24 protein-coding genes are annotated in these 25332 nt (G+C 33.6%); 14 read left to right on the forward strand and 10 right to left on the reverse strand.

Translation table 11 applies throughout. From position 1 onward, the window contains the following. Positions 1 to 13 precede the first annotated feature (13 nt). The 3 genes from LKE46_RS02725 to LKE46_RS02735 form a co-directional block, all read right to left on the reverse strand. Entirely contained in the window at positions 14 to 667 is a 654-nt protein-coding gene (locus LKE46_RS02725) for an HAD family hydrolase (RefSeq protein ID WP_291718213.1), read from the reverse strand. A 14-nt stretch (positions 668 to 681) separates the two neighbouring features. Next, on the reverse strand, positions 682 to 1512 hold the full coding sequence (locus tag LKE46_RS02730) for a methyl-accepting chemotaxis protein (RefSeq protein ID WP_291718215.1): 831 nt from the start codon (positions 1510 to 1512) through the stop codon (positions 682 to 684). A gap of 864 nt (positions 1513 to 2376) precedes the next feature. After that, a complete protein-coding gene (locus LKE46_RS02735; RefSeq protein ID WP_291718218.1) occupies positions 2377 to 3054 on the reverse strand; it encodes a Crp/Fnr family transcriptional regulator in 678 nt (225 codons plus the stop codon). Between the two features lie 117 nt (positions 3055 to 3171). On the opposite strand from LKE46_RS02735, the gene LKE46_RS02740 reads away from it, so the two are divergent. After that, positions 3172 to 3891 (forward strand): ATP-binding protein, encoded by a 720-nt coding sequence (locus tag LKE46_RS02740; RefSeq protein ID WP_291718219.1) that lies wholly within the window; start codon positions 3172 to 3174, stop codon positions 3889 to 3891. On the opposite strand, the gene iadA is transcribed toward LKE46_RS02740, so the two are convergent. Both iadA and LKE46_RS02750 read right to left on the reverse strand, forming a co-directional pair. Then, on the reverse strand, positions 3881 to 5056 hold the full coding sequence (gene iadA / locus LKE46_RS02745; RefSeq protein ID WP_291718221.1) for a beta-aspartyl-peptidase: 1176 nt from the start codon (positions 5054 to 5056) through the stop codon (positions 3881 to 3883). The genes LKE46_RS02740 and iadA overlap by 11 nt on opposite strands. Positions 5057 to 5122: 66 nt before the next feature. Continuing rightward, the gene (locus tag LKE46_RS02750) at positions 5123 to 6109 is read right to left on the reverse strand and encodes a biotin--[acetyl-CoA-carboxylase] ligase (RefSeq protein ID WP_291718224.1); all 987 of its coding nucleotides are present in this window, start codon (positions 6107 to 6109) and stop codon (positions 5123 to 5125) included. Between the two features lie 121 nt (positions 6110 to 6230). Between LKE46_RS02750 and LKE46_RS02755 the strand changes: the two genes are divergently transcribed. The 9 genes from LKE46_RS02755 (at position 6231) to LKE46_RS02795 (ending at position 17350) form a co-directional block, all read left to right on the forward strand. Next, entirely contained in the window at positions 6231 to 7160 is a 930-nt protein-coding gene (locus LKE46_RS02755; RefSeq protein WP_291718226.1) for a ribonuclease Z, read from the forward strand. Positions 7161 to 7212: 52 nt separating this feature from the next. After that, the gene (locus LKE46_RS02760; RefSeq protein ID WP_291718228.1) at positions 7213 to 8568 is read left to right on the forward strand and encodes an MDR family MFS transporter; all 1356 of its coding nucleotides are present in this window, start codon (positions 7213 to 7215) and stop codon (positions 8566 to 8568) included. A gap of 128 nt (positions 8569 to 8696) precedes the next feature. Further along, positions 8697 to 9041, forward strand: a complete 345-nt coding sequence (locus LKE46_RS02765) for a hypothetical protein (RefSeq protein ID WP_291718231.1) — start codon at positions 8697 to 8699, stop codon at positions 9039 to 9041. Between the two features lie 319 nt (positions 9042 to 9360). Further along, complete coding sequence (locus LKE46_RS02770; RefSeq protein WP_291718233.1) at positions 9361 to 10440, forward strand: carbamoyl phosphate synthase small subunit; 1080 nt, start codon at positions 9361 to 9363, stop codon at positions 10438 to 10440. After that, positions 10427 to 13633, forward strand: a complete 3207-nt coding sequence (gene carB / locus LKE46_RS02775) for a carbamoyl-phosphate synthase large subunit (RefSeq protein WP_291718235.1) — start codon at positions 10427 to 10429, stop codon at positions 13631 to 13633. Before LKE46_RS02770 ends, carB begins: the two co-directional genes overlap by 14 nt. 67 nt (positions 13634 to 13700) lie before the next feature. After that, entirely contained in the window at positions 13701 to 14288 is a 588-nt protein-coding gene (locus LKE46_RS02780; RefSeq protein ID WP_291718237.1) for a protein kinase, read from the forward strand. 64 nt (positions 14289 to 14352) lie between these two features. Continuing rightward, a complete protein-coding gene (locus LKE46_RS02785; protein WP_291718239.1) occupies positions 14353 to 15180 on the forward strand; it encodes a hypothetical protein in 828 nt (275 codons plus the stop codon). Further along, positions 15146 to 16156, forward strand: a complete 1011-nt coding sequence (locus LKE46_RS02790; RefSeq protein ID WP_291718241.1) for an SPL family radical SAM protein — start codon at positions 15146 to 15148, stop codon at positions 16154 to 16156. The genes LKE46_RS02785 and LKE46_RS02790 overlap by 35 nt, the downstream gene beginning before the upstream one ends. 102 nt (positions 16157 to 16258) lie before the next feature. Further along, on the forward strand, positions 16259 to 17350 hold the full coding sequence (locus LKE46_RS02795; RefSeq protein WP_291718243.1) for a glycerol dehydrogenase: 1092 nt from the start codon (positions 16259 to 16261) through the stop codon (positions 17348 to 17350). A 70-nt stretch (positions 17351 to 17420) separates the two neighbouring features. Here LKE46_RS02795 and LKE46_RS02800 read toward each other — a convergent pair whose 3' ends face one another. The 3 genes from LKE46_RS02800 to LKE46_RS02810 are packed head-to-tail and all read right to left on the reverse strand — an operon-like array spanning position 17421 to position 20727. After that, positions 17421 to 18482, reverse strand: coding sequence for a glycosyltransferase (locus tag LKE46_RS02800; protein WP_291718245.1), 1062 nt, complete (start codon positions 18480 to 18482; stop codon positions 17421 to 17423). Positions 18483 to 18484: 2 nt separating this feature from the next. Then, complete coding sequence (locus tag LKE46_RS02805) at positions 18485 to 19645, reverse strand: glycosyltransferase family 4 protein (RefSeq protein WP_291718247.1); 1161 nt, start codon at positions 19643 to 19645, stop codon at positions 18485 to 18487. A gap of 20 nt (positions 19646 to 19665) precedes the next feature. Beyond that, complete coding sequence (locus LKE46_RS02810) at positions 19666 to 20727, reverse strand: NDP-sugar synthase (RefSeq protein WP_291718249.1); 1062 nt, start codon at positions 20725 to 20727, stop codon at positions 19666 to 19668. A 438-nt stretch (positions 20728 to 21165) separates the two neighbouring features. Between LKE46_RS02810 and LKE46_RS02815 the strand changes: the two genes are divergently transcribed. The 3 genes from LKE46_RS02815 to LKE46_RS02825 are packed head-to-tail and all read left to right on the forward strand — an operon-like array spanning position 21166 to position 23541. Continuing rightward, complete coding sequence (locus tag LKE46_RS02815) at positions 21166 to 22185, forward strand: ABC transporter substrate-binding protein (RefSeq protein WP_291718251.1); 1020 nt, start codon at positions 21166 to 21168, stop codon at positions 22183 to 22185. After that, positions 22148 to 22915: an ABC transporter permease gene (locus tag LKE46_RS02820; RefSeq protein ID WP_291718253.1), complete on the forward strand. Its 768-nt coding sequence runs from the start codon at positions 22148 to 22150 to the stop codon at positions 22913 to 22915. Before LKE46_RS02815 ends, LKE46_RS02820 begins: the two co-directional genes overlap by 38 nt. Positions 22916 to 22929: 14 nt before the next feature. Continuing rightward, positions 22930 to 23541 carry an ABC transporter ATP-binding protein gene (locus LKE46_RS02825; RefSeq protein WP_363316072.1) on the forward strand — a complete coding sequence of 204 codons (612 nt, stop codon included), beginning with the start codon at positions 22930 to 22932 and terminating at the stop codon, positions 23539 to 23541. 8 nt (positions 23542 to 23549) lie between these two features. Here LKE46_RS02825 and LKE46_RS02830 read toward each other — a convergent pair whose 3' ends face one another. Continuing rightward, the gene (locus LKE46_RS02830; protein WP_291718255.1) at positions 23550 to 23804 is read right to left on the reverse strand and encodes a hypothetical protein; all 255 of its coding nucleotides are present in this window, start codon (positions 23802 to 23804) and stop codon (positions 23550 to 23552) included. An 80-nt stretch (positions 23805 to 23884) separates the two neighbouring features. Between LKE46_RS02830 and LKE46_RS02835 the strand changes: the two genes are divergently transcribed. Then, positions 23885 to 24343 (forward strand): hypothetical protein, encoded by a 459-nt coding sequence (locus LKE46_RS02835; RefSeq protein WP_291718256.1) that lies wholly within the window; start codon positions 23885 to 23887, stop codon positions 24341 to 24343. On the opposite strand, the gene LKE46_RS02840 is transcribed toward LKE46_RS02835, so the two are convergent. After that, a complete protein-coding gene (locus LKE46_RS02840; protein WP_291718258.1) occupies positions 24336 to 25184 on the reverse strand; it encodes a YitT family protein in 849 nt (282 codons plus the stop codon). The genes LKE46_RS02835 and LKE46_RS02840 overlap by 8 nt on opposite strands. Between the last annotated feature and the right edge of the window lie 148 nt (positions 25185 to 25332).

Here is a 25332-nt window from a genome sequence, read left to right on the forward strand (position 1 = left end):
ATTTTTATAATATCTATTTTATAAATTTCATGAGTTCCATGGGATTGTGGATAAGTACATTTGCACCATTTTCTAGCAATTCATCGGCACTTCTGAATCCCCAGGTAACACCTATGGCATACATTCCAGCGTTGTTTGCAGTTTTCATATCGACATCTGTATCCCCAAGGTAAAGGTATTTAGATGGCTCAATTTTGGATAGCCTTGCTATTTCAAGTGCCGAATAGGGATCAGGCTTATTAGGTACACCACCCCTTGAACCAAATACAAAGTCAAAACGCTTCAGCCCAAAAAATTTATCAATCATTAATTTAGTAAATTCATCCGGTTTATTTGACAAAACAGATATTTTCATATCTTTATTGTAGAGATTGTCAAGCAATTCCTCTATTTCAGCATAAGGCATTGTAAGTTCATGCCATTTTCTGCTGTATTGTTCTTTAAGTTGTGACAGGCATATCTCTACTAGTGATTCTTCGGGTTCTTCAAAGGGCAGCGTACGTCTTACGAGCTCTTTCATTCCGTTTCCTACAAAGTAATTATATTTCTCAATATCGTGAGTTGGAAAACCATGTTTTTCAAGTACAAAATTCATTGAGTTTGCAAGGTCGCCAAGTGTATTGAGAAGTGTGCCGTCAAGATCAAATATGATTCCAGAATAAATCATTTTAATTCCTCCAGTTATTCAGATAGCTCATTGAGTTTGTTAATTAATATAGTAAGATTGCTTATGGAAGCATTAAGTTCTTGAATCTGGGAAAGTTGATCCTTGAATGTATCTGAGGTGGAACTTATTCCACTGGATATATTATTTACCGATTTTTCTATTTCCTTAAGTATGGAGTTTATTTGGGATACAGACTCAGTACTTGAACTTGACAACTTTCGTATTTCATTTGCAACTACAGTAAACCCTTTTCCGTTTTCTCCTGCCCTTGAAGCCTCAATAGCTGCATTTAGGCCTAAAAGATTTGTCTTAGAAGCTATATTTTTAATAAAATCTAATACTTCATCTGTATTTTTAGTTTTTTCTGCAGCATCCTTGACTTCCGACAATATGTTTTCATTGGAATTTACCGATTTTTCTACATCAGAAGTTATAACTTCTGAAGCTTTTGAAATTCCCTGAATGGCTTTTGACAATATTTTAGAAGCCTCCAGAAATTTATAGTGACGTTCCATGCTTTTAACCAAAACTACACTGCCTATTATTTTATCATCCTCTTTTACTGGTATTCCTATGGCTTTTATTTCAACACCAAAGGTTTCCTTGGGAACTATTGTTACTATTGGTTTGCCGGCCTTTATGCATTCATAGGCAGCCCCTTTAGGTCTCAAAGGATCGCCGGGTTTTGCATTCATGTTTATATTTTCACTGTTTACTACCTTTATGAAGTTGGTAGTAGTTGACATAGTAAAGGCTATCTCATCGTCGAAAAAGTAGTGCATATAAGGGATTAGAATATCAAAAGCTTTTTGGAATGTGTTATTAATTTCAATAGTATTTTCCATTTTTTATACCGCCCCCGGATTAAAGCATAATTTAAAATATATGATTTACTAAATATAATTTTAAGTGCTGGAGAGGGATTTGTCCATAATTAATTTTTAGGTTGTTTTTGTATAAAAAGTCACATTTACTCCGCTGATTAATATTATAGAAGTATAGAACACATGATAAAAAATTAGTATACCTAGTAAATATTTAAGAAAACAAGGAGGGGTCTAGTATGTCACACAGATGTAATGATAACAGTTCAGCAAGAAAATGTGGATCTGGGAAAGAGGTATTGATAATAATAATCATACTGATACTATTCTGTGGTATTAGTTGTGGAGACTAATAAAAGAAAGTAACAATTCACCTGATTCACCAATATACTGAAATTGAACAAAAGATTAAAAATAAGTTAGCTTAATACAAGATGATAAGGAGGGGTCTTTATGTCACGTTCAAGTAGCTGCGGATCAGGTAGTGGATCCGGGAAAGAGGTATTGGTAATAATAATCATACTGATACTATTCTGCGGTATTAGCTGTGGAGACAGATACTAATACAAAAAGATAAATTTTATATGATTAACTTTTAAAGAGGGACAGATATGCCCCTCTTCTGTTTATAGAATATATACTTTAGAACAGGAGATTAAAAATCGAAGAACGATATATTGGATAATAAGGAGGGATTTTTATGTCATGCTGCAGACATAGGTGTCATAGACATAGGGACTGTGGATGTTTTGGAGGCAGTAATAAGTGTATAATAATATTGATATTGCTGATATGCTTCTGCGGATGCGGCAGAAGATTCTGTTAGATCTATACGATATTTTGATGATGAAATCAAGGGAAAATGAGGAATTCATTTTCCCTTTTCTAATAAAATAAATTATATATAGATTCTATGTCCTTTATGATTATCGTATTTTTTATCATTTCAATTAAATTGTCATTTTTCATATTTATAAGTTCTCTTGAAAGTGAAGGTCTCGGAACTCCAAGCTGACCGGCCAATTCCTTTTTTGTAATATTCAATTTTACTCTCAAGCTTTTTTGTGATTCATATTCTTCCAAAAGATATGCTGCAATTTTCTGCCTTAAAGTCTGATAGGACATGTTTTTTACTTTTTTATTCAGCATCAATATCTTGTCAGACAGAAGCGTCATAAAATTATTCAAAAAAATAGAGTGCATACTGCAGAGCTTTAATATACTCTCCTTTGATATAAACATTATATTTGAACTGGTTGAGGAAATTATGGTTGCAGGGTAGGTATTTCTATTTGAAAATATTATAACCTCACCAAATATATTGCCTTCGGATAAACTGCTCATGGTAATGATTTTACCAGATGCATACAGCTTTTGTACTTCAACGATTCCGCTAAGTATTATACCTATTTTTGAACAGCTGGAACCTTCTATGGCAATGACTTCATTTCTTGAATAGCTGTCAACAGTAAGGGGAAGCCCCGCCAGAAGATTTTCTATTTCACTGTCAGAAAAATTTTTCATCAATATGCATTTCTTCAATGGGTTTAACATTGTATCCATAGTATATACTCCAATATAGAAAATTTTTGATTGTTGTAACATTGGTTACCGATATCATATAATTATTCTATTATAATAAAAACATAAAATCAATATGAAGCTGAGGAGGAAATTATAATGATAAGAAAAATAGTTAATATAAATAAGGAAAAATGTAATGGATGTGGACTGTGTGTTAATGCCTGCCACGAAGGTGCAATAAAAATAGTTGATGGAAAAGCTGAACTCATAAGTGATGAGTATTGTGATGGATTGGGGGATTGCCTTCCTGAATGTCCTACAGGTGCAATAAATATAGTTGAAAGGGAAAGCAAGCCATATGATGAAGAAATGGTCATAAGCACGAAAAAGGAAAAGCTGCCCTGCGGGTGCCCTGGAACAGCGGCCAGAAAAATAAATAGAAAAACTGGTGTTAATTTGAAAGCTGATAATAAAATCGATAATGGAGTCAACGATGTAGAAAATAATGTATCTGAATTACAACAGTGGCCGGTTCAGTTGAAGCTTATAAACACAAAGGCTCCTTATTTGAAAAATGCGGATCTTTTGGTAGCTGCAGATTGCACTGCCTATGCCTATGGAGGGTTTCACAAGGACTTCATAAAAGGCCGTATTACAGTTATAGGATGTCCTAAATTAGATGATATATCCTATTATGAAGATAAACTTGCAGAGATAATTTCAAATAACGATTTAAAAAGTATAACTGTTGTAAGAATGGAAGTTCCGTGCTGCAGGGGAATTGTAAGTGCGGTGAAAAATGCAATGTTGAAGTCTCAGACAATAATTCCATATAGGGAAGTTGTTGTTTCAACTGATGGCAATATCATAAGCTAGGATGTTCGAATGTCCCATAAACTATAGGCTTATAATTGTTTACCATGATTCTGCCTCTGGCTATTACACAGTATAGATTCAATTTTTTGTCAAGAAGCAGTATATCAGCATCAAAGTTTTCTTTTATATGGCCCTTGTCTTTTAATTTTAAAAGACGGGCAGGTGAAGAAGTAAATGGTATAAGGGCAGTTTCCAGTGATGTATTTTTTTCAACCGATTCCCTTATAGCTTCCATGTCCGTAGTAGGAAGTCCTACAGTTAATTTTATCAGATTCCCATCATGGTCAAATATGGGCATGCTTCCTCCGGCATCGGAACTCATTGTTATATGGTAGGGAGAAATATTTTCTTTTAACATTGACATGTATAATTGTGATGCTGATATAGATGATGTTCCATCTTCATTTTTTATACCTGTAGTTATATCCACAAATCCACCTGCTTTGGCATAATCAATGGACTGTTTTACAAGCAGGGGATTTCTGTTCAAATGAGTTGGAAGAAGATTTTCCAAAGGAATTTCTGCACTGTCGATGAGGTCAAATAAAGGTTGAAGTCCACTTTTGTCATCTCCAACATGAAGATGGAGTATGCCGCATTTACTTGATAGAAGGCCGCCAGCACATGTTTCACTTGCAATGTGGGCTAGATTATGGCAGGAAGGATGGCTTCCTCTATAGTCGGATATGGCTATTTCGCCAGCACCTATTATTTTATCTATGAGAATTATGTCCCCTCTCACTGTGTTTGTCAGTGTTCTCGTAGGAACTTCATAACATCCTGTCCAGCAGTAAGTACTTATCCCTTCGGATTCAAGAGCCCTTGCTTTTGAAAGCAATCCACCCATATTTCTGGTAATGCCGTCTGTACCTAGAAGACCAACACAGGTTGTAATGCCGTTTGTAGTAAAACTGGTGAGGTTCATTTCAGGAGTCCTGTTTATAAAACCACCTTCACCGCCGGCACCGTTTATGTGAATATGGAGGTCGATAATACCTGGAACGGCAGTTAGGCCTTCACCATCAATAATGGTTATTTCGGGAAAATACCTGTCAGGCAAGTTTACTTTGGAGGATAAATAGGCTATTTTGTCATAACAGATAAGTATATTTTTCTTCCCTATGTACTCTGGGGAAAAAATTTCTATATTTTTAACAAGTAACATAAAGTATAACAACTCCTTTTAATTTACTATATCTATTAATAGAAATTTTATACTTATTATACTGTTTTAAATGTATCCATTAAGTGCCCTTATGGATATTTCACCGGATATTATGTGTTTTATTGACCCATCGGGATATTTTACTATAAGTTCGCCATTTTCTCCAATATCTATAGCTTTTGCGAAATATTCTTTTCCGTTGAATATTATCTTTATATCACGCCCGAGTACAGCGGAGTGTTCTTTACATATGCTTATGGATGATTTAATACTAAGATTTTCCTCAAATTCATTATAAAGATTTTCAAACTTGTTCATTATCAGTGCAAGAAGAAGTTTCCTGTCAATGGGAGAACCTGTTTCAATTTTCAGAGAAGAGGCCTTGTTTGATATGTCACCTTTGAAATCACATTTGTCAAGATTTACATTTACACCCATTCCCACAACCACGTAATTTACCATGTTGAGTTCACCGCTCATTTCCGTAAGTATTCCACATACTTTTTTGTGGTTTATGATTATGTCATTGGGCCATTTGACATATCCGTCTATTTCTAATTCATTTAAGGCCGTTATAACTGCAGCTGCAGCTATCTGGGTTATTTTAGGAACATTTACAGGAGCAGTTTGAGGTCTTAAAATTATGGAAAGCCATATACCCTTGTATTTTGGAGAAATCCAGGTTCGCCCCAGTCTTCCATGCCCTATAGTCTGTTCTTCCGAGACTACAACGGTTCCATGAGATTCACCTTTTTCTGCAAGTTCCTTTGCTTTCATGTTTGTAGAATTTATGCTGTCAAAATAGAAAAAATTTTTCCCGATACAATTTGTATGAAGATTACATTTTATTTCATCATAAGTAAGTATATCCGGAGAATACATAAGTTTGTATCCCTTTTTCGGAGAGGAATCTATCCTATACCCCTCATTTCTCAATATATTTATATATTTCCATATGGCTGTACGGCTTACTTTTAATTTTTCACTTATAAGCTGACCGGACAGAAAGGTGTCATTGTTTTCTCTCAGTAAATTTAATATCGATTCTTTCATAAAAACCATCCTTTTCTTGTATTGACTAATGGTATTATACTATAAATTAATTTCCTATTACAATTTTAGCTGAATATAGTTTATAATTTATTTAGAAGTTAATTCGGCAGGAGGTTTTATTATGTTGGATTTATGTTTGCTTGGCTGTGGAGGAAGTATGCCAACTCCGGATAGGTTCTTAACATCAGTGCTTGTTTCATATAATGGAAGAAAACTTCTTATAGACTGCGGAGAGGGAACACAGGTGAGTTTAAAAATAAACAAATTGGGATTCAAGTCCATAGATGCCATCTTGTTTACACACTTTCATGCAGATCATATTGCAGGCTTACCGGGACTTCTTCTGACAATAGCCAATTCCGGGAGAGAAGAACCACTGACCATGATAGGACCCCGCGGGCTATCAAAAGTAGTAAGTGGATTGAGGATAATAGCACCTAAGCTTCCCTATAAGATAAATTTAGTAGAACTCTTTGGAAGCAAAGAAAATTGTGAAAAAATAGGCAACTTTGACATAAATATATTACCTGTAGATCATGGAATAGAATGTTTTGCATATTCTATCTACATAAGGAGAAATAGAAAATTTGACAGAGAAAAAGCTGTGCTTAATAATGTCCCGATAAATTTGTGGAGCAGACTTCAAAAGGAAGAGTGCATAACATATAATGGTGTACTTTATAAAAGTGATATGGTTCTTGGGGAACCACGCAGAGGAATCAAGTTTTCATATTGTACGGATTCAAGACCGATTCCAGAGTTGATAGATTTTGTGAGAAATTCGGATTTATTTGTATGTGAAGGTACCTATGGTGACAATGGAAAATATGAGAAAGCTGTAGAATACAAGCATATGCTTTTTAGAGAATCGGCAGTACTTGCAAAAAAATCTCATGTAAAGGAATTATGGCTGACTCATTTCAGTCCGTCTATGGTAAATCCTGAAATCTATCTTGAAGATACAAGAAAAATATTTGAAAATACTGTTTTAGGTGAGAATGGAATGAAAAAAAATCTTAATTTTGAAGATGATGGTTATATTATGTTATAATTTACATTGATATTATTTTAACATAAATAAAGAATTTGGAGATGTGATGGAAATGAAAACATCCAGGAGGGGAATAATTGCTGCGGTAATGGTTGCCATGGTGCTTGCTGCCGTGGAGAATACTGTTGTTACTGTAGCTGTACCGACTATAGTAAAAGATTTAAATGGATTTCAGTCTGTGAGCTGGGTGTTTTCACTTTACCTTTTAACTGCTTCTATAACTACTCCGATCTATGGTAAATTGGCAGATCTTTATGGTAGAAAAGATACTCTTTCAATAGGAATAGGAATATTTTTGATAGGAAGTTTTCTGTGCGGTTTATCAACGAATATGTATGAATTGATGGTTTTTCGTGCAATTCAGGGAAGTGGTGCAGGAGCTATATATACGGTTACCTATACTATAATAGGGGATCAATTTTCTGTTTTTGAAAGGGCAAAAGTTCAGGGATGGCTGAGCAGTGCCTGGGGAATATCCAGCTTAATTGGGCCATTTGTAGGAGGAACTTTGATAGATGCGTTATCATGGCACTGGATTTTCTTTATCAACATGCCTTTTGGAATAATTTCAATAGTGCTGCTTCAGAAAAGCATTGTAGAGAATTTTGAAAGAAAAAAGGCAGCTGTGGATTATTGCGGAATAATATTTTTGACATCGGCGATTGTAGCACTACTTATGGTTTTCATGACAGACGATAAGAATTATGGAATTGAACTTTCGAGAATCATAGCTTGTGTAACAATTTTTACAGTATCAAGTGTGATGTTTTACAGAGCGGAAAAAAAGGCTGAGGAACCAATTATGCCCTTTGAGATATTCAGGGGCTCTAATATAACAATAAATACAATAAGCTTTATATCATCGGCAGTATTGATTGGAATAGGAGTATATATGTCAATATATGTGCAGAATGTACTTGGGTATAATGCTGCCGTAGCAGGACTTTCAATGTCTCCAATGTCTGTTACGTGGTTTCTGGTTACATTTTTTCTGGGAGATAAAATAGGCAAATATGGAGAGAAAGCCATAGTAGTGTTTAGCAGTTTTATTATAATTATGGGAACGGCTTGTTTGCTTACTCTTGGTATAAATTCTTCACTTCTGCTTGTGATGTCGTTTTCAGCAATACTTGGAATTGGTTTTGGACTGAATTTTACTATCCTAACCATAGCAATACAGGAGTCGGTGAATTATGACATGAAAGGTGCGGCTACAGCTTCAAATGCACTTATACGTAATTTAGGACAAACTATAGGAATCAGTATTTTTGGAAGTATTTTTAATTTTAGTATAGTGGAGAATTCATTGAATTCTGGAATTCATTCTGTATTTCTGGTCATGTGTGCTTTGGATGCCATAGTACTTGTTATATCGTTTACTTTATCCAGCGCTTTGAAAAAATTATAAAAACTTTGTTAAAACTTTCTCAAAAGGCTTGTATTAAATCTGCAATGGGGTGTATAATAAAGTCAAAGAAGTATTTCAACAATAATTGCAGCTTACAAAGCCCAAAATATATAGAGGAGTTGATTGGAATGAGTAAATATAAAGTTGGAGATGAATTAATAATAGTGACAAATCCTTCTGAAGATGCAAAGAAACTGGAGAATTTAACTAAGTTGAAGGTAAAAGACAATTTTGCTCAGATCTCATGGGGATTGAAGATAATAGATGTTCAGTATGATAAACCTAACGTTACGTTGACTTATCAGAATCTTTATGGTGATGTAAACAGGGTGTTTGCAGTGTGCACTGATGTAGCTAATTTTGATCATGAAAAAGTTCTTGAGAAAGCGTTGCTTAAAGCATTCCAGGCTGAAATCATAAATATAACGACAATCAAGAATGTAAAAAATAGCGAGAAATGCTGCGAATTATAAAATATAATTTTATGATTATGTATTGGGGGTAGATAAAGTCTATTCCCCTTTTTTATTTTATACTTGACATGAATCTGTTTTTAAATTAGAATAGTCAATAGAATTTAAGTAAAAAATACACTTTAAATTGGTCCTGTGAGGCCAGAAAGAGGTATAATATTATGTATATATATCTTTATATATTAAAGAAAATGAATAGTTTTTTATCTAATAATATAATTTAGGCAATAGGAAAATTAGTCCCAATGATTTTTCTATTGCCTTTTTTGTTTTTTATAGTCAGGTGTATTTTTACAGTAAAAATACAGGAGGTATATTTATGAAGGCAAAATTGATACTGGAAAATGGAGACAGTTTTGAAGGTGAGGCTTTTGGATACTTGCAGGATACGGTAGGTGAGGTCGTTTTTAATACTGGTATGACAGGTTATGAGGAAATACTTACAGATCCATCCTATTATGGACAGATTGTTACGATGACGTATCCTCTTATAGGAAACTATGGAATAAATTTAAGCGATGTGGAATCTGAGTCGCCAAAAGTAAAAGGGTTCATAGTAAGAGAAAATTGTAAACTATCAAGTAATTTTAGATCGGAACTGGAACTTGAGGATTATCTGAAATTGAACAAGATTGTCGGTATATGTGGAATTGACACTCGTGCCCTTACAAAATTATTGAGAAACAACGGTACCATGAAGGGTATTATAACAGTTAAAGATGTAAATTTCCCCATGGTTAAGGATGAGATAGCTTCTTTTTCAAACAGGGAGGCTGTATCAAAGGTTACGGCTAAAAATATATATTCCATAGAGGGAAAAAGAAAACACATTGCTATTTTGGATTTTGGAATAAAAAAAAGCATAATAAATAATTTTGTAGATAGAGGATTTAAAATTACTGTATTTCCTGCAGATACAGATGCCAAAACTGTACTTGGGATAGATCCGGATTTAATATTTCTGTCCAACGGGCCGGGAGATCCATGTGATTTAAAAGATGAAATAAAGAATATAAGGGAACTTGCAGTTAAGAAACCAACGGTTGGCATATGTCTTGGACATCAGCTCCTTGCACTTGCTTTTGGAGGAAGTACTGCAAAATTGAAATTTGGGCATAGAGGCTGTAACCATCCGGTAAAAGATCTCCAGAGCGGAAGAGTTCACATAACTTCTCAAAACCACGGTTACTATGTAAATAAACTTCCAGAAAATATGGAAACAACTCATATAAGCTTGAATGACGGCACTATAGAAGGTATGAGACACAAGGAACTGCCTGTATATTCCATACAGTTCCATCCGGAGGCAGCTCCGGGACCAGTAGACAATAACTATATATTTGATGAATTTGCCGGTTATGCATCTAAGGGAGGTATTAAACGTCATGCCATTAAATAAAAATATCAGAAAAGTACTTGTTATAGGATCAGGACCAATAATTATAGGTCAGGCTGCAGAATTCGACTATTCGGGAACACAGGCCTGCGAATCACTGAAAGAGGAGGGAATAGAAGTCGTACTCATAAACAGCAATCCTGCAACTATAATGACGGACAGGGAAGTTGCAGATAAGGTATATATTGAGCCTCTTACTGTGGAATTTGTAGAGAAGGTTATAGAAAAAGAAAGGCCGGATAGTATTCTGGCAGGAATGGGAGGACAGACTGCACTCAACCTTGCAGTCGAGCTGTATGAAAAAAAAGTACTTGAAAAATACAATGTAAATATCATAGGAACTTCCATACAATCTATAAAAAAGGGTGAGGACAGGGAACTTTTCAGAGATACCATGAATAAAATAAATCAACCTGTAGTGGAAAGTGACATAATAACTGATATAGAAAGTGGAAAGAAATTTGCCGAAAAGATAGGATATCCTGTTATAGTAAGACCTGCCTATACTCTTGGGGGAACAGGTGGAGGAATAGCCGAAAATGAGGAACGGCTGGAAGAAATACTTGAGTCGGGACTGGAGTTGAGTTCCATAGGTCAGGTGCTCCTTGAAAAGAGTATAAAGGGATGGAAGGAAATAGAATATGAGGTTATGAGGGACAGCTATGGGAACTGCATAACTGTATGCAATATGGAAAATATTGATCCTGTTGGAATACATACTGGTGACAGCATAGTCACGGCTCCGAGTCAGACACTGTCGGATAAGGAGTACCAGATGCTCAGAACTGCTTCAATAGATATAATAAATGAAGTTGGAATAGAGGGTGGATGCAATGTTCAGCTTGCATTGAATCCCGATTCCTTTCAATATGCAGTAATAGAAATAAATCCGAGAGTCAGCAGATCTTCTGCACTGGCATCAAAGGCAACGGGATATCCAATTGCGAAAGTTGCTGCAAAGATAGCACTTGGATACGGGTTGGATGAAATAGAAAATGCAGTAACTAAAAAAACCCTTGCATGTTTTGAACCGTCATTGGACTATGTTGTTGTCAAAATACCAAAATGGCCTTTTGACAAATTTCAGGGGGCGGACAGGGAACTTGGCACAAAGATGATGGCAACGGGTGAAATTATGGCTATAGGGAGCAATTTTGAAGCTGCATTTTTGAAGGGTATAAGGTCTCTCGAAATAGGGGCATATTCTCTGAACTACAAAAAATTCGAAAATCTTACCTTGGAGGAGTTGAAGAACAGAATAATTTATCCTGATGATGAGAGAATATTTGCACTCGCTGAAATAATTAGAAGGGGTTATAGAGTAGAAAAACTTTCAGAAATAACTGGAATAGATAAGTTCTTCATATATAAATTCAAGTGGATAATAGATCAGGAAGAAAAGTTGAAAAACGGCACCATAGACGATCTTGATAAAAAATACCTTCAAACACTGAAGAAAAAAGGATTCTCCGATAAGGGAATAGCTGACATGCTCAAAGTATCTCCGGACGAAGTATATAAATTGAGAACTATATGGAATATAAAACCGTCCTATAAAATGGTTGATACCTGTGGAGGAGAATTTGAAGCACTATCACCGTACTATTATTCAACTTATGATGAAAAAGATGAAGTTGATGTGTCCAACAATAAAAAAGTGCTTGTTATAGGTTCTGGACCAATAAGAATAGGTCAGGGTATAGAATTTGACTATGCTTCTGTCCATTGTATTAAGATACTTAGGAAATTGAATATTGAAACAATTATTGTAAACAATAATCCAGAGACTGTAAGTACAGATTTTGATATTTCAGATAAGCTCTACTTTGAACCGATAACAGAGGAAGAAGTACTCAATGTTGTGGAGAAAGAAAAACCTTATGGTGTAATACTTCAATTTGGTGGTGAGACTGCCATAAAGCTGGCAGAATTTTTGAAGGAGAAAAATATAGTAACCCTTGGTACTACAGCTGATCAGATAGATACTGCGGAAAACAGGGAAAAGTTTGATGACCTGCTTGAAAAGCTTGATATATCAAGACCTAAGGGAAAGGGAATCTGGTCTGTAGAGGAAGGCTTGAGGGAAGCTGAAAGGCTTGAATATCCTGTACTTGTAAGACCATCCTATGTACTTGGCGGACAGGGTATGGAAATAACTTATAATAAGGATGAACTGGCTTACTATTTATCTAGGGCGTTTTCAAAGGACAGAAAAAATCCAATATTGATAGATAAGTACCTTATGGGAAGAGAGATAGAAGTGGATGCCATATGTGACGGAGAAGATGTTTTGATACCGGGTATTATGGAACATCTGGAAAGGGCTGGAGTCCATTCGGGAGACAGTATAACTATGTATCCGAGTCCCAATATAAATTATGAGATGAAAGATAAAATACTTGATTATACTAAAAAACTGGCAATTGGAATAGGGATACATGGAATGATAAACATACAGTTTATAGAATATAAAAATAACCTTTATGTAATAGAAGTAAATCCGAGAGCATCCAGAACAGTACCTTATATAAGCAAGGTAAGCTGTGTTCCTATTGTGGATATAGCAACCAGGGTAATGCTTGGAGAAAAACTCAGGAATATGGAATATGGAACTGGTATTTTCAGAGAACCACATATTACGGCAGTAAAGGTACCTGTTTTTTCAACACAGAAATTACCTAATGTAGAAGTATCACTTGGACCTGAGATGAGGTCTACAGGAGAGGTGCTGGGCGTTGGAAGAAATCTTACGGAAGCTCTCTATAAAGGATTTGTAGCTGCAGAAATGTTTTCTGAAAGTAATTTCAATACTATACTTGCTACTATAAGCGATCATGACAAGCAGGAATTTTTGCCTATAGCACGGGAAATCGACAAGATGGGCGGGAAGTTTATTGCAACTAAAAATACAGCAAAGTTATTGAGGGACAATGGAATAGATGTTAAAGAAGTTAGAAAAATGAAGGAAGAAAGGCCTAATATAATAGATATTATAAAAAATGAGGAAGTAGATCTGGTGATAAATACTCCTACCAAGGGAAATGATTCTAAAAGAGATGGATTCCATATAAGGAGAGCCGCAATCGAGAGAAATATAGAAGTTATAACATCCCTTGATACATTCAAAGCCATGACCTATGTTAAAGGTAACAACTGGGCGGAAAAAGACATTGAAGTTTTTTCAGAATATGAGTAATGTATTAGTAAATTAAATACCTGTTCATTCATACAATATAGTAACAGCAATCGGAAAGGATAATTCTATGAGTAAAAAGGCTGGTTACTATATTCAATTGGACAATGAGGCTGAGAAACTATTGAGGAAAGGGCAATTTTTAGGAGCAGGTCATAATGGTATAGTATATTTACTCCCCGATAACAGGGTGATTAAGATTTTTAAAAGTAGCATTGTGTGCGAAAATGAATACAGCATATTGAAAAAAACTTCTAAAAGCATACATTTTCCCACTGTTTATTCTCATGGCTCCCACTATATTGTAAGAAGCTATGCAGAGGGTACAAGACTGGACTATTATATTAAAGAAAGAGGCTTGGACTATAATACGGCACACAGTATTGTAGAGCTTTTAAAGGAATTTAAGAAACTCAAGTTTACTAAATTGGACATAAGATGTAAAGATTTGTACTTAGATGAAAGTTTTTTTTTAAATGTTATTGATCCTAAGAATAATTATTCCAGAAGCTGTATTTATCCCAGGCACTTGATGAAGGGATTGAACAAATTAGGAGTACTTGGCAGCTTTTTGAATGTTGTACGTAAAGAGTATTCTGAAGTTTACGATGAGTGGAGTTTTAGAATAGAGAGATATTTGAAAAATGGAATAAAGTAGGAAAAGGGGGCAGATAATCTACAGGCTGCCTCTTAATTCTACTTTTATGTAAGAGGAGGATAAAATGGTTTTTCTGGCAGCAGCATTATATTATGAGGCGAAACCTTTTATAGACAGATTGAATTTAAAAAGGGATAATTCCATAAATAAATTCCAGGTATTTAAAAATGAAGATATTGTTCTTATAGTTACGGGAACTGGAAGTATAAATGCGGCATGTGCCTGTACATATTTGATTGGCAGATTTGATGCTGATAAATATGATACCTTCATAAATTTAGGAGTTTGTGGAAGTGTAAAGAAAAATATAAATATAGGAACAGCTGTGCTTATGAATAAAATAATAGATAGCGGAAATGACAGAGAATTTTATCCTGATATATTATTCAGCCATCCTTTTCTTGAAGGGTGTCTGGAAAGCTTCAACCAGTGTGTTAAAATAAATGACTCTATTAGAGGACAATTTGTAGATATGGAAGGAGCAGCCTTTTTTCAGGCTGTATCCATATTTATTCCTCCTCATAGAATTTCTTGTATTAAAGTTGTTTCCGACTATTTAAGTGATAAACTTATTACAAAGTATGACATTGAAAAACTAATGACGATAAATTCAGATATCATATGCAGATGGATTATTGAAATAAAGGATGGAATTTCACAACCCAATGATATTTTATCCGAAAAAGATATGGATTATATAAGTGAAATAATTGATAATTTAAAATTGTCAGTAACTATGCAGCATGAACTGAAAAAAATAGCTGAAAATTATAAACTTGTAAATGAAAATTTAATTCTTGCACTTGAACCTTTTTCACAAATTTACTGCAGGTCAAAACGGGAAGGGAAGATATATTTTGCGCAGCTTAAAAGACAACTTGAAACTTTCTAGTTTTTCTCATATTTATGTAGAAAGTAGAGCTCTTGAAAATAGAAATACAAAAAAGATATTATCCTATTTTAAGAGTTCAAAAATTATAGAGATAAATCACTACAAGGATGTGTTCTGCAGAAAAAATCAGGATTTTTCTGTTCAGAAACTTTCTCCGAATATAATACTTGCTGTAAAAGAAGGAAATCTGATTTACAAAGGTGCTGAAGTATGTGAGAATTTTGGAAATAAGTATTTTTACTATACATCAGCTGTTATGAATTGTATATATAATTGTGAATACTGTTATCTTCAGGGAATGTATCCATCTGCCAATATAGTTGTATTTGTGAATTTACAGGAAGTATTCCGGGAAGTTGAAGACAGCTTGAAAAAGCATCCTCTGTATTTGTGCATATCATATGATACAGATATTCTGGCACTTGAAAACATATTGGGATTTACTAGGCAATGGATAGAATTTACGAGAAATCATAAAAATCTGAGTATAGAGATAAGGACAAAAAGTGCAAATTTTAAAAGTATAGAAGATCTGCAGCCCTGTGAAAATGTGATACTTGCATGGACATTTTCACCTGAGAAAGTATCTGCAAAATACGAATCAAATGCACCAACTTTTGAATCAAGACTGATGGATGCCAAACTCGCGATTTCAAGAGGATGTAAGGTGAGAATTTGCTTTGATCCAATCTTATATGTTAGAAACTGGAGGAAATATTACTATGAATGTATAGAACGTGTTTTTGAGGCCATATCACCTTCTGCAATTGAGGATGTCAGTATTGGAGTATTTAGAATCTCAAAAGAGTATATGAAAAATATGAAAAAAGTAAACCTGCGATCTGAAATTTTAGCATATCCTTTTGAAAGTAAACATGGAGTGTGCACTTATTCCACGGAACACTGTATGGAAATCAAAAATTTTATTTATAATATTTTGGTTAAATATGTAGAAATAGAGAAGATATTTGTATAGAATGATTGTAAATTGTAAATTAAGCTGCTTTAATGGATGAATAATCAATGGTATAATATAAATTGTATCATTGATATTAGGATTAATTAAAGGAGTGATTACATGTCAAGAATTATTATCTCTACTGGAAAGTATGTGCAGGGCAATGGCGAATTGGCAAATATATATAACTATGTAAAAGATCTTGGAAATAATTTTTTTATAATAGCAAGTAAAAATGGTATAGGAAGAACGAAGCTGACTATAGAAAATAGTTTTAAGGAAAAAAATTGTTCATTGACATTTGAGACCTTTAATGGAGAATGTTCCAAAAATGAAATAGACAGGCTTTGCAAACGTTTAATTGAAGCTGGAAGCAATGTAGTTGTCGGCATAGGAGGAGGGAAAATATTTGATACCGCAAAAGCAGTAGCACATTTTTCAGGAATACCGGTTGTAATAGTTCCTACTATAGCAGCAACTGATGCACCATGTAGTGCCCTTTCAGTAATATATACAGATGACGGAATATTTAGCGAATATCTTTTCCTACCTAAAAATCCCGACGTTGTACTTGTTGATTCATCCATAATTTCAAAGGCTCCTGTAAGACTTTTAGTTGCAGGTATGGGAGATGCACTGGCTACATATTTTGAAGCTAGAGCCTGCGTTAATTCCGGGGTAGTTACTATGGCTGGAGGTAAAGCTACAAAAGCTGCTTTTGCCCTTTCAAAGTTATGCTATGATACGCTCCTTGAGGATGGGCTTAAAGCTAAAATATCGGTATCTAACAAGGTTGTCACTAAGGCACTTGAAAATATAATAGAGGCAAATACTTATTTAAGCGGAGTAGGATTTGAAAGCTGTGGACTTGCAGCTGCACATGCAGTTCACAATGGGTTTACTGCAATTAGGGAGAGCCATAGTCTATATCATGGAGAAAAAGTTGCCTTTGGAACATTGGTCCAGTTAATTCTTGAAAATAGTCCTTTAGAAGAGATAGAAAAGGTTATAAATTTCTGCCTGCAGGTTGGACTGCCGATTACACTGTCTGATCTGGGTATAGAGGAAATAAACAAGGATGATATGATGAAAGTAGCAGAATTATCATGTGCTGAAGGTGATACAATGCACAATATGCCTTTTGAAGTTACTGAAGAAGATGTGTATGCTGCGATATTATCTGCTGATAAGATGGGAAGATTGTATATATAATTTAAAATAAATTTTAAAGAACAGGATAAACTTAGGGAAAATTGAATTATCTCTAAACCTGTTCTTTAATTTATCTATCTATTATCAATTGTGTAATGATTTTTGCAAGTATGCTTTCTGCTCCGGTATTCAAATTTATTCTGGAATCCATTATTCCATCATAGCATCCGCCGGTCTGTTTATTGACAAGAGGTTTTCCAGATGAGTTATTACCAGTAAACCATTCGTAGCATAGTTCTGCTTTGAACTTGTATTCCTTTGTTCCGGTTATTTTATATACCTCATTGTATAAAAGAGATGTACTGCATGCTTCTACAGGCTGTTCATCAAATTCTGCCGGTGAGGGATCACCTTTTTTATACCATCCCCTGCAGCCTATGGGTTTAAAGTAACCATTTTTAAAATATATATTGTCCAGGAAATTAAGAGAATCCATTGCAGTTGAAAAACATTTTTCTCTCTTGTTTATAGTATAACTTCTCAATAAACTTAAGGGTATTATTGAATTACTATAAGTCAGCTCATCTTCACACCATTTCCACTGCCTGTCTGATTTTTTTTCAAATTCATCTATGATATCATCAGATATTTTATCTATATAATTTTCGATTTTTCCCTTGCTGATTGAGGGAAACATGTCTGTAGAGATATCGTGATTATGCAGAAAACTGTAAATCAGACATAAACCTATCAGTGTGTAGGCTTTGCCTCTTATATGAATTATTCCGTCGATGTTTGGAAGAGCTCTTTCTATCATCTCAATTGGTGCATATTTGATAGTATTGTGAAGGTATTCTGAGTTAATTGTAAAACCAAGACACCATAGACATCTTCCAAAACAGTCTTCTGATCCATTTTCTTCTAAAAAATGCCTGCTATAGTCCATAAAATTTCTAAAACCGCCATTTTTGTTTTGTGCATATATGAGAAATGACAAATACCTGAATATCAATTTTAAAAATTTCTGGCTTTTGTATCTTTCATACAACATGACAGCGGCAATTAAAGCTCTAGCATTATCATCTGTTGTATATCCGGAATTGGGATCTGGTATTGTAAAGGAGCTGTGCTGTATCATACCTGTATCGTCCGTCATTATGAGTAGAGGTTTGGAATCCGCTTCTACAAACATTATTACACCACCTGTTTAGCATATTGATTGTTCTTTATTATATTTGAAAATAAGTTGTTATACTTAGCTGCTATATTCGGCCATCTCATAGTTTTACCTATCTTTAACATATTTTTTTCGATAATAGACCTTCTAGCTGGATTATCCAGTAAAAATTCCACTGCACTGTAAAGTGAATCTGCATCTCTAAATTTTGCAAGAATACCGTTTTTATTTTTAAGCATCTCCCTGGCATATCTGTAGGGAGTTGATACTATTGCCTTTCCATAACCTGCCGCATAGGCAAGTGTCCCGCTTACTGATTGTTCTTCTCCAAGATAAGGTGTCATATATATGTCAGATATGCTTAAGTATTGTACTATTTCTTTTTTTGTAAGATATTTGTCAACAAATTTTATATTGTTTTCTATACCCAATTTTCTTACCATGTTTTTTAGATTTTCCCTGTAGCTCTCTCCAAAGTCCTTTTTTATGCAGGGATGGGTTTTACCTAGTATGAGATAAAGTACTTCGGGATGCTCTGCAGAAACTTTTCCAATGGCATCTATTGCATATTCAATTCCCTTTCCAGGGCTTAAAAGACCAAAGGTGCTTATTATCGATCTATTCTGGTATCCAAGAGTTTTCTTTAAACAGTCTATATCTGGTATTGCAATGTCCGGGACACCATGATGTATTACTTCTATCTTTTGTTCTGGTATGGAATATACATCCTCCAGAATTTTTGCAGAGTTTTTAGCCATGATTATTACCTTGCTGCCTTTTTCACCGAGTTTGCATATTATGGATTTTTGCTTCTGATTTGGCTTTGACAAGGTAGTATGCAAGGTGACTATAAAAGGAACATTTAGGTTTTCTATGAAATCAAGTACATAGTCACCTGTGTTACCACCGTATATGCCATATTCATGCTCTATTACAACTAAATCAACGTCTGAGTTGTTTATGTTTTCTGATATTTTCTTGTAATTATTCTTTTTAAATTGATCTATGCTGCATAATACGTCATGACCATAGTTGTAACTTTTATCATCTATAGCTATTATACTATAGGAATTTGAAGGATAGTTAATTCTCAAATTTTTTACCAGGTCTTCTGTAAAAGTTGCTATACCACATTGTCTTGGCGGATAAGTGCTTAGGAAGACTATATTCTTACCCATGTATTTCACTCCTTTAATTTTTATATTGCAAGTAAATCAGTATTATAATCATTTGTTACACAAGCCTTGTTTTCAATGCTGCAATGAGCTTTTACCTTGAAGTTTGAAGTTATTACCGTATTTCTCAAGGTTACATTTTTATCAACATTGACGTTATTCCACAATATACTTTTATATATTGTACAGCTTGAGGATATTAATGAATTATTACCTATAACTGTATAGGGACCTATATTGCAATTGCCACATATAGTTACATTGTCACCTATAAATACTGGACCGATTATGTTTGTGTCCGAGTCTATAGCTATATTTTTCCCTTTTATTATAAGATTATTTATTTTAAAATCGGGTTTTTTGCCTAAAATATTGTTGTAATGGCTGGAAAAAATATCAATGTGTGCCTGAAGATATTTTTTTAAGGTGCCTATGTCCAGCCAGTAGTCTGAATATTTGTATGCAGCCATTTTATAGCCTTTATTTAATAGGAGGGGATATGTATCCTTTTCAATGGATACTATTTCATTTTTAGGTATTTCGTTTAATACCTCCGGTTCAAAAATATATATGCCTGCATTTATCCACTTTGAATCAGTTTCACCTTTTTTAGGTTTTTCTTTAAATGCTTTTATGCAACTGTTATTGTCAAATTCTATAACCCCATATTGTGAAGGATCTTCAACTTCAGTCATGGCTATTGATATCTGAGCATTTTTTTCCCTATGATATTTTATAAATTTTTCATAAGGCATGTTTGATACTATATCAGAGTTTAGAACTATAAAAGTATCATCTAAAAACCTCTCGGAATTTTTTATGGCACCACCTGTACCAAGGGGTAGGTCTTCAGATATATAGTCTACTTTTATTCCCAGCTTTTCGCCATTTGCAATGCGATTTTTTATATAGTCAGATTTGTAACATGTGCTTATTATAACCTCATCTACTCCAGATTTTTTTAGGTCCAGTATGGTTTTTTCCAGAAGAGGTTTTCCCATAATAGGAACCATAGGTTTTGGAATACTGTCAGTCAAAGGTCTTAGTCTGGTACCTCTGCCACCTGCTAAAAGTAATGCTTTCATTGCAATTCCCCCTTGTGAAATATAAAATAATAATTTTTAATATAACAAAATAAATATAATAAAAATTATAGAAATTACAAAAATAGTATTCAATTATTTAATTTTGTCTTAAATTTTTTTAAAATCTTTTATTTTAGAAGATTAAAATTTCTAAGATAAACTTTAGCTGGATATCAAGCCTATTTATAGAATGATATCAGTTGAGAAATGTTTTTTAAGTTATGTATTGGATAGCAAATAAAAAACTTTTTTATGTTAGCACTCAACAATGATGATTGCTGATGAGTATATTTTAATTCATATTTTATGTAATGTCAACCTTTTTCCAAAAAAGACCAGATATGAAATGCATTATAGGTAATGTACAGCATAAATAGAAATTTAGGTAAAATTGATATATAATAGAATCGTAAATAAAAAATTAAGGGAGTGGAGTATTTGAAAAAGAAATTCGGTGTTATTTTAACAGCACTTATTTTAGTATTTTCAACATTTTTTATATCAGGTTGTTCAAATAGTTCAAGTCCATCAGGGAATAGTCAGGGCAAGCAACAGGTGTCCCAGAAGGATAGAATTAAAGTTGCAGCCTTAAAAGGACCTACTGGAATTGGAATGGTAAAACTCATGGAAGATGACAAGTCGAATTATGATATTTCCATGTATGATTCAGCAGATCAGGTAGTATCTAAAATTGTATCTGGTGATGTAGATATAGCGGCAGTACCTTCCAATCTGGCTGCAGTTTTGTATAACAAGACAAAAGGACAGGTGAAATTAGCAGGAATAAATACCCTTGGAGTATTGTACATAGTTGAAAATGGTAATTCGGTCAAGAATATAAATGACTTAAAGGGCAAAACAATATATTCCAGTGGCAAAGGTGCAGTACCGGAATTTGCGTTAAACTATATATTGAAAAAAAATGGGCTGGATCCTGAAAAAGATGTTAATGTAGTTTATAAGATGAGTCACAATGATGTGGCAGCAGCAGTTGCCGCAAAAAAGGCCAGTATAGCATTGCTGCCAGAACCATTTGTAACTACTGTAAAAATGAAGGACAAAGATTTGAACATACCTATAGATCTCACTAAGGAGTGGAATAAGGTATCTGGAAAGGACAGCAATCTTATTATGGGAACAGTTATATTTACAAAAAATTTTGCGGATAAAAATGGTAAGGCTGCCAATCAGTTCCTCAAAAAATACAAGGATTCTGTGGACTTTGTGAATAAAAATACAGCTGATGCAGCAAAAATTGTAGAAAAAAATGGGATAATTCCAAAGGCAAAAGTAGCGGAAATGGCTATACCAAGGTGTAATATAGTTTTTATAAGTGCTGATGAAGGAAAGAAATCCTTGAAAAATTTTTATAGTATATTGATGAATGATTATCCAAAGTCAATTGGAGGAAAATTGCCGGATGAAAATTTCTATTACACTTCAAACAAAAACAATTAAAAAATTAGGTATTTTTTTATTCTGGATTGTAATATGGGAGATAGTTTCTATTTTAGTAGGTAGTAATATATTACTGCCATCTCCCTTTCAAGTACTAAGGTCGCTGATGATTTTAATTGGAAAGATGTATTTCTGGAAAAGTATATTATATAGTTTGTTTAGAGTAATTTTGGGAATATGTGCTTCAATAGCCTTGGGAATTATTGTAGGAATAATTTCAGGAACCAACAAATTTGTGGAAGATCTTTTGCAGCCTCTGGTGGTTAGCATAAAGGCAACACCGGTAATGTCTATTATAATAATAGCTCTTGTCTGGTTCAGTTCTTCAAATGTAGTAATATTTACAGCAATATTGATATGCTTTCCTATGGTATATACAAATGTGCTCGAAGGAATAAAATCTGCAGATAAAAGTCTTATAGATATGGCAAGATTTTATAAAGTAAAAGAAAAACATATACTAAAAGATATATATTTGCCTGGAATAAAAAGTTATATTGTATCCGGAATACTTATGTGTCTCGGTATAGGATGGAAGGTTTCAGTTGCGGCTGAAGTATTGAGTACACCTAAATATTCCATAGGGATAAATCTTCTTGATGCAAAAACCATGCTTGAAACATCTGAATTATTTGCCTGGACATCTGTAGTAGTAGTGCTGAGCTTTGCATTTGAAGCTATATTCAAATATTTTGTCAGTAAACTCTCTTCATATAAGTCATGTGAATAGGTGGGGATGATATTTTGCAGGATAATAAACATGGTTATGAAGTTGTAATAAAAAATTTGTACAAGAACTATGAAAAAAACAACATCTTTTATGGACTTAACATGGAATTTATAAAGGGTAAAATCACAGTGGTGCTTGGGGCATCAGGTTGTGGAAAAACCACACTCCTGAATATAATATCAGGAATGGATAAAGATTACGAAGGAGATGTGGCTGTAAACAGCGGGAGTATGTCCTATGTATTTCAGGAAGACAGGCTAATAAAAAATTTAACAGTATATGAAAATGTCGCTTTTGTACTTAAATCCCATATTGGCAAGAAAGATATCAGCAGTATTGTTTTAAAATGTCTGGAAATGGTCCACATGGAACAATACAGAAACAAATTTCCAGAAGAATTGAGTGGAGGAATGAAAAGAAGGGTGGCTTTTGCAAGGGCCATTGCCTATAATGCAAGCTTGGTATTGTTGGATGAGCCATTTAAAGGGCTGGATACTGAATTAAAAGATGAGATTATGGATGAATTTCTCACAATACACCGACAGTCAAACAATACTGTGATAGTCGTAACACACGATAAATATGAGGCTGAAAAACTGGGTGACATCATTTATTCACTGTCATAATATTATAATTATATTGATTTGTTGGAAGTCAATGCCTGAATATTTTTTATAAGACGCTCTTTTTCATTTATGCGTTTTTGGGCATACGAAATATTACGCATCAGTTCTCTATTTTTACTGGCTAAAGAATTTATTTCTGTGTTCAGTGCATGGATATTTGCAATTTTTTTATTTATTATTGGCTGGTACATATTGTCGATAGCCTTTTTTCGTATGAAAAACATATTTATATTTTTTAATAATAATTGTGAAAATTTATTCATTTCTATCACCTATGTATAATTTTATACAAATATAAATAAAATTACAATACATGGAATCTGGTTTTAGGTAGGTAAATATTATGAATGGAATTGATGAGTTGTTTTCAAGGCTTATGAGAAGACATGATATGAGAAAAAGGAATAGGATATTGAATCTAGACAATGAAATAAAAGTGTTAAACAAGAAACTTAGAATACAGGATGAAAGATATAATAAAATTTTAAAAACAGATAAATATGTAAGAGAAAAAAATATTAAAATAGAGCAAAAATATAAGGAACTTCTAAAAATACTCAAATCAAGAGGAATAATATTTGAAATAACATCCCAAAATATAAATGTAAGGGAATGGGAAAATTTATATATAAAATTAATAGATGGACGCTACAAAATTATAAACAAAAATGGTGAGCTTATATATCAAATTAAAGATAAGTACTATAATTCCATAAATCATATAATTAATAATTATAAATACAGTATAGTTACTATAAGAAAGGACAACTATATAGTAAAGCTCCAGCTTAGAATTATATAATACTTGAAAATCCCTCTCCAAGTACTTCATTTACCTCGCTTACAGTGATAAAAGCCTTGTCGTCAGTTTTGACTATGTATTCTTTTAGTTTTATGAATTGTTTTCTGTTAAGTATAGTTGTTATAACTTCATTTTCGTTGTTCTTATAGGCACCCTTTGCATAATATATAGTTGCACTTCTATCAAGTACATCTACTATATAGTTTTTTATATCTTCTCCTTTTGAGCTTATTATAGCTACCTGCTTATATGTATTTAAAGTTAAAATAATCCTGTCAATTATTGTTGCATTTAAGAGTACGCCCAGCATTGAATACATGCCTCTGTCTATTCCCAATACAGCACCAGCAGCTAATGTTATCAAAATGTCGGGTATCAATATACATTTGCCTATGCTTATTTTTGTATATTTATTTATTATTTTGGCTATTATATCAGTTCCTCCTGTAGATGAATTTCTGTTGAAGACAATTCCCATACCTGCACCACATATGAGTATTCCAAATATAAGCTGGAGTAGAGTATCACTGCTAAAAGGTTTTAATCCAGGATATATTTTTTCCATAATAAGTATCATAAGTGATACCGAGAGGCTGCAGAAGATAGTTTTTCCTCCAAATACGGGACCTATTACGATAATGCCGATTAGGAATAAGAATGCTTCCATACACATCATAAACAATCCTATTGGTATACTCGGGAAAATACTATTTATGATTATGGCGGCACCACTTATTCCTCCAGCTGCAATATGGCATGGTGCAAGAAAAAAATAAGTTCCGAAAGATACTAAAAAACATCCGAACAGTAATAATAATATGTCTTTCAAATTCTTCATCATATATAATACCTCCCTGAAGTTGCAATAGTTTATGCAGTACACTAAAAAAGAACACATAAAATCCAAGTTAAATCCTTCCCAGATTTATATATGCTCCATTTCCACACAAATATGTATGAACGTCTTTTATCCAAGTAATTAAAATAGA

The organism is Clostridium sp., from assembly GCF_022482905.1.
Classification (GTDB): Bacteria; Bacillota; Clostridia; order Clostridiales; family Clostridiaceae; genus Clostridium_B.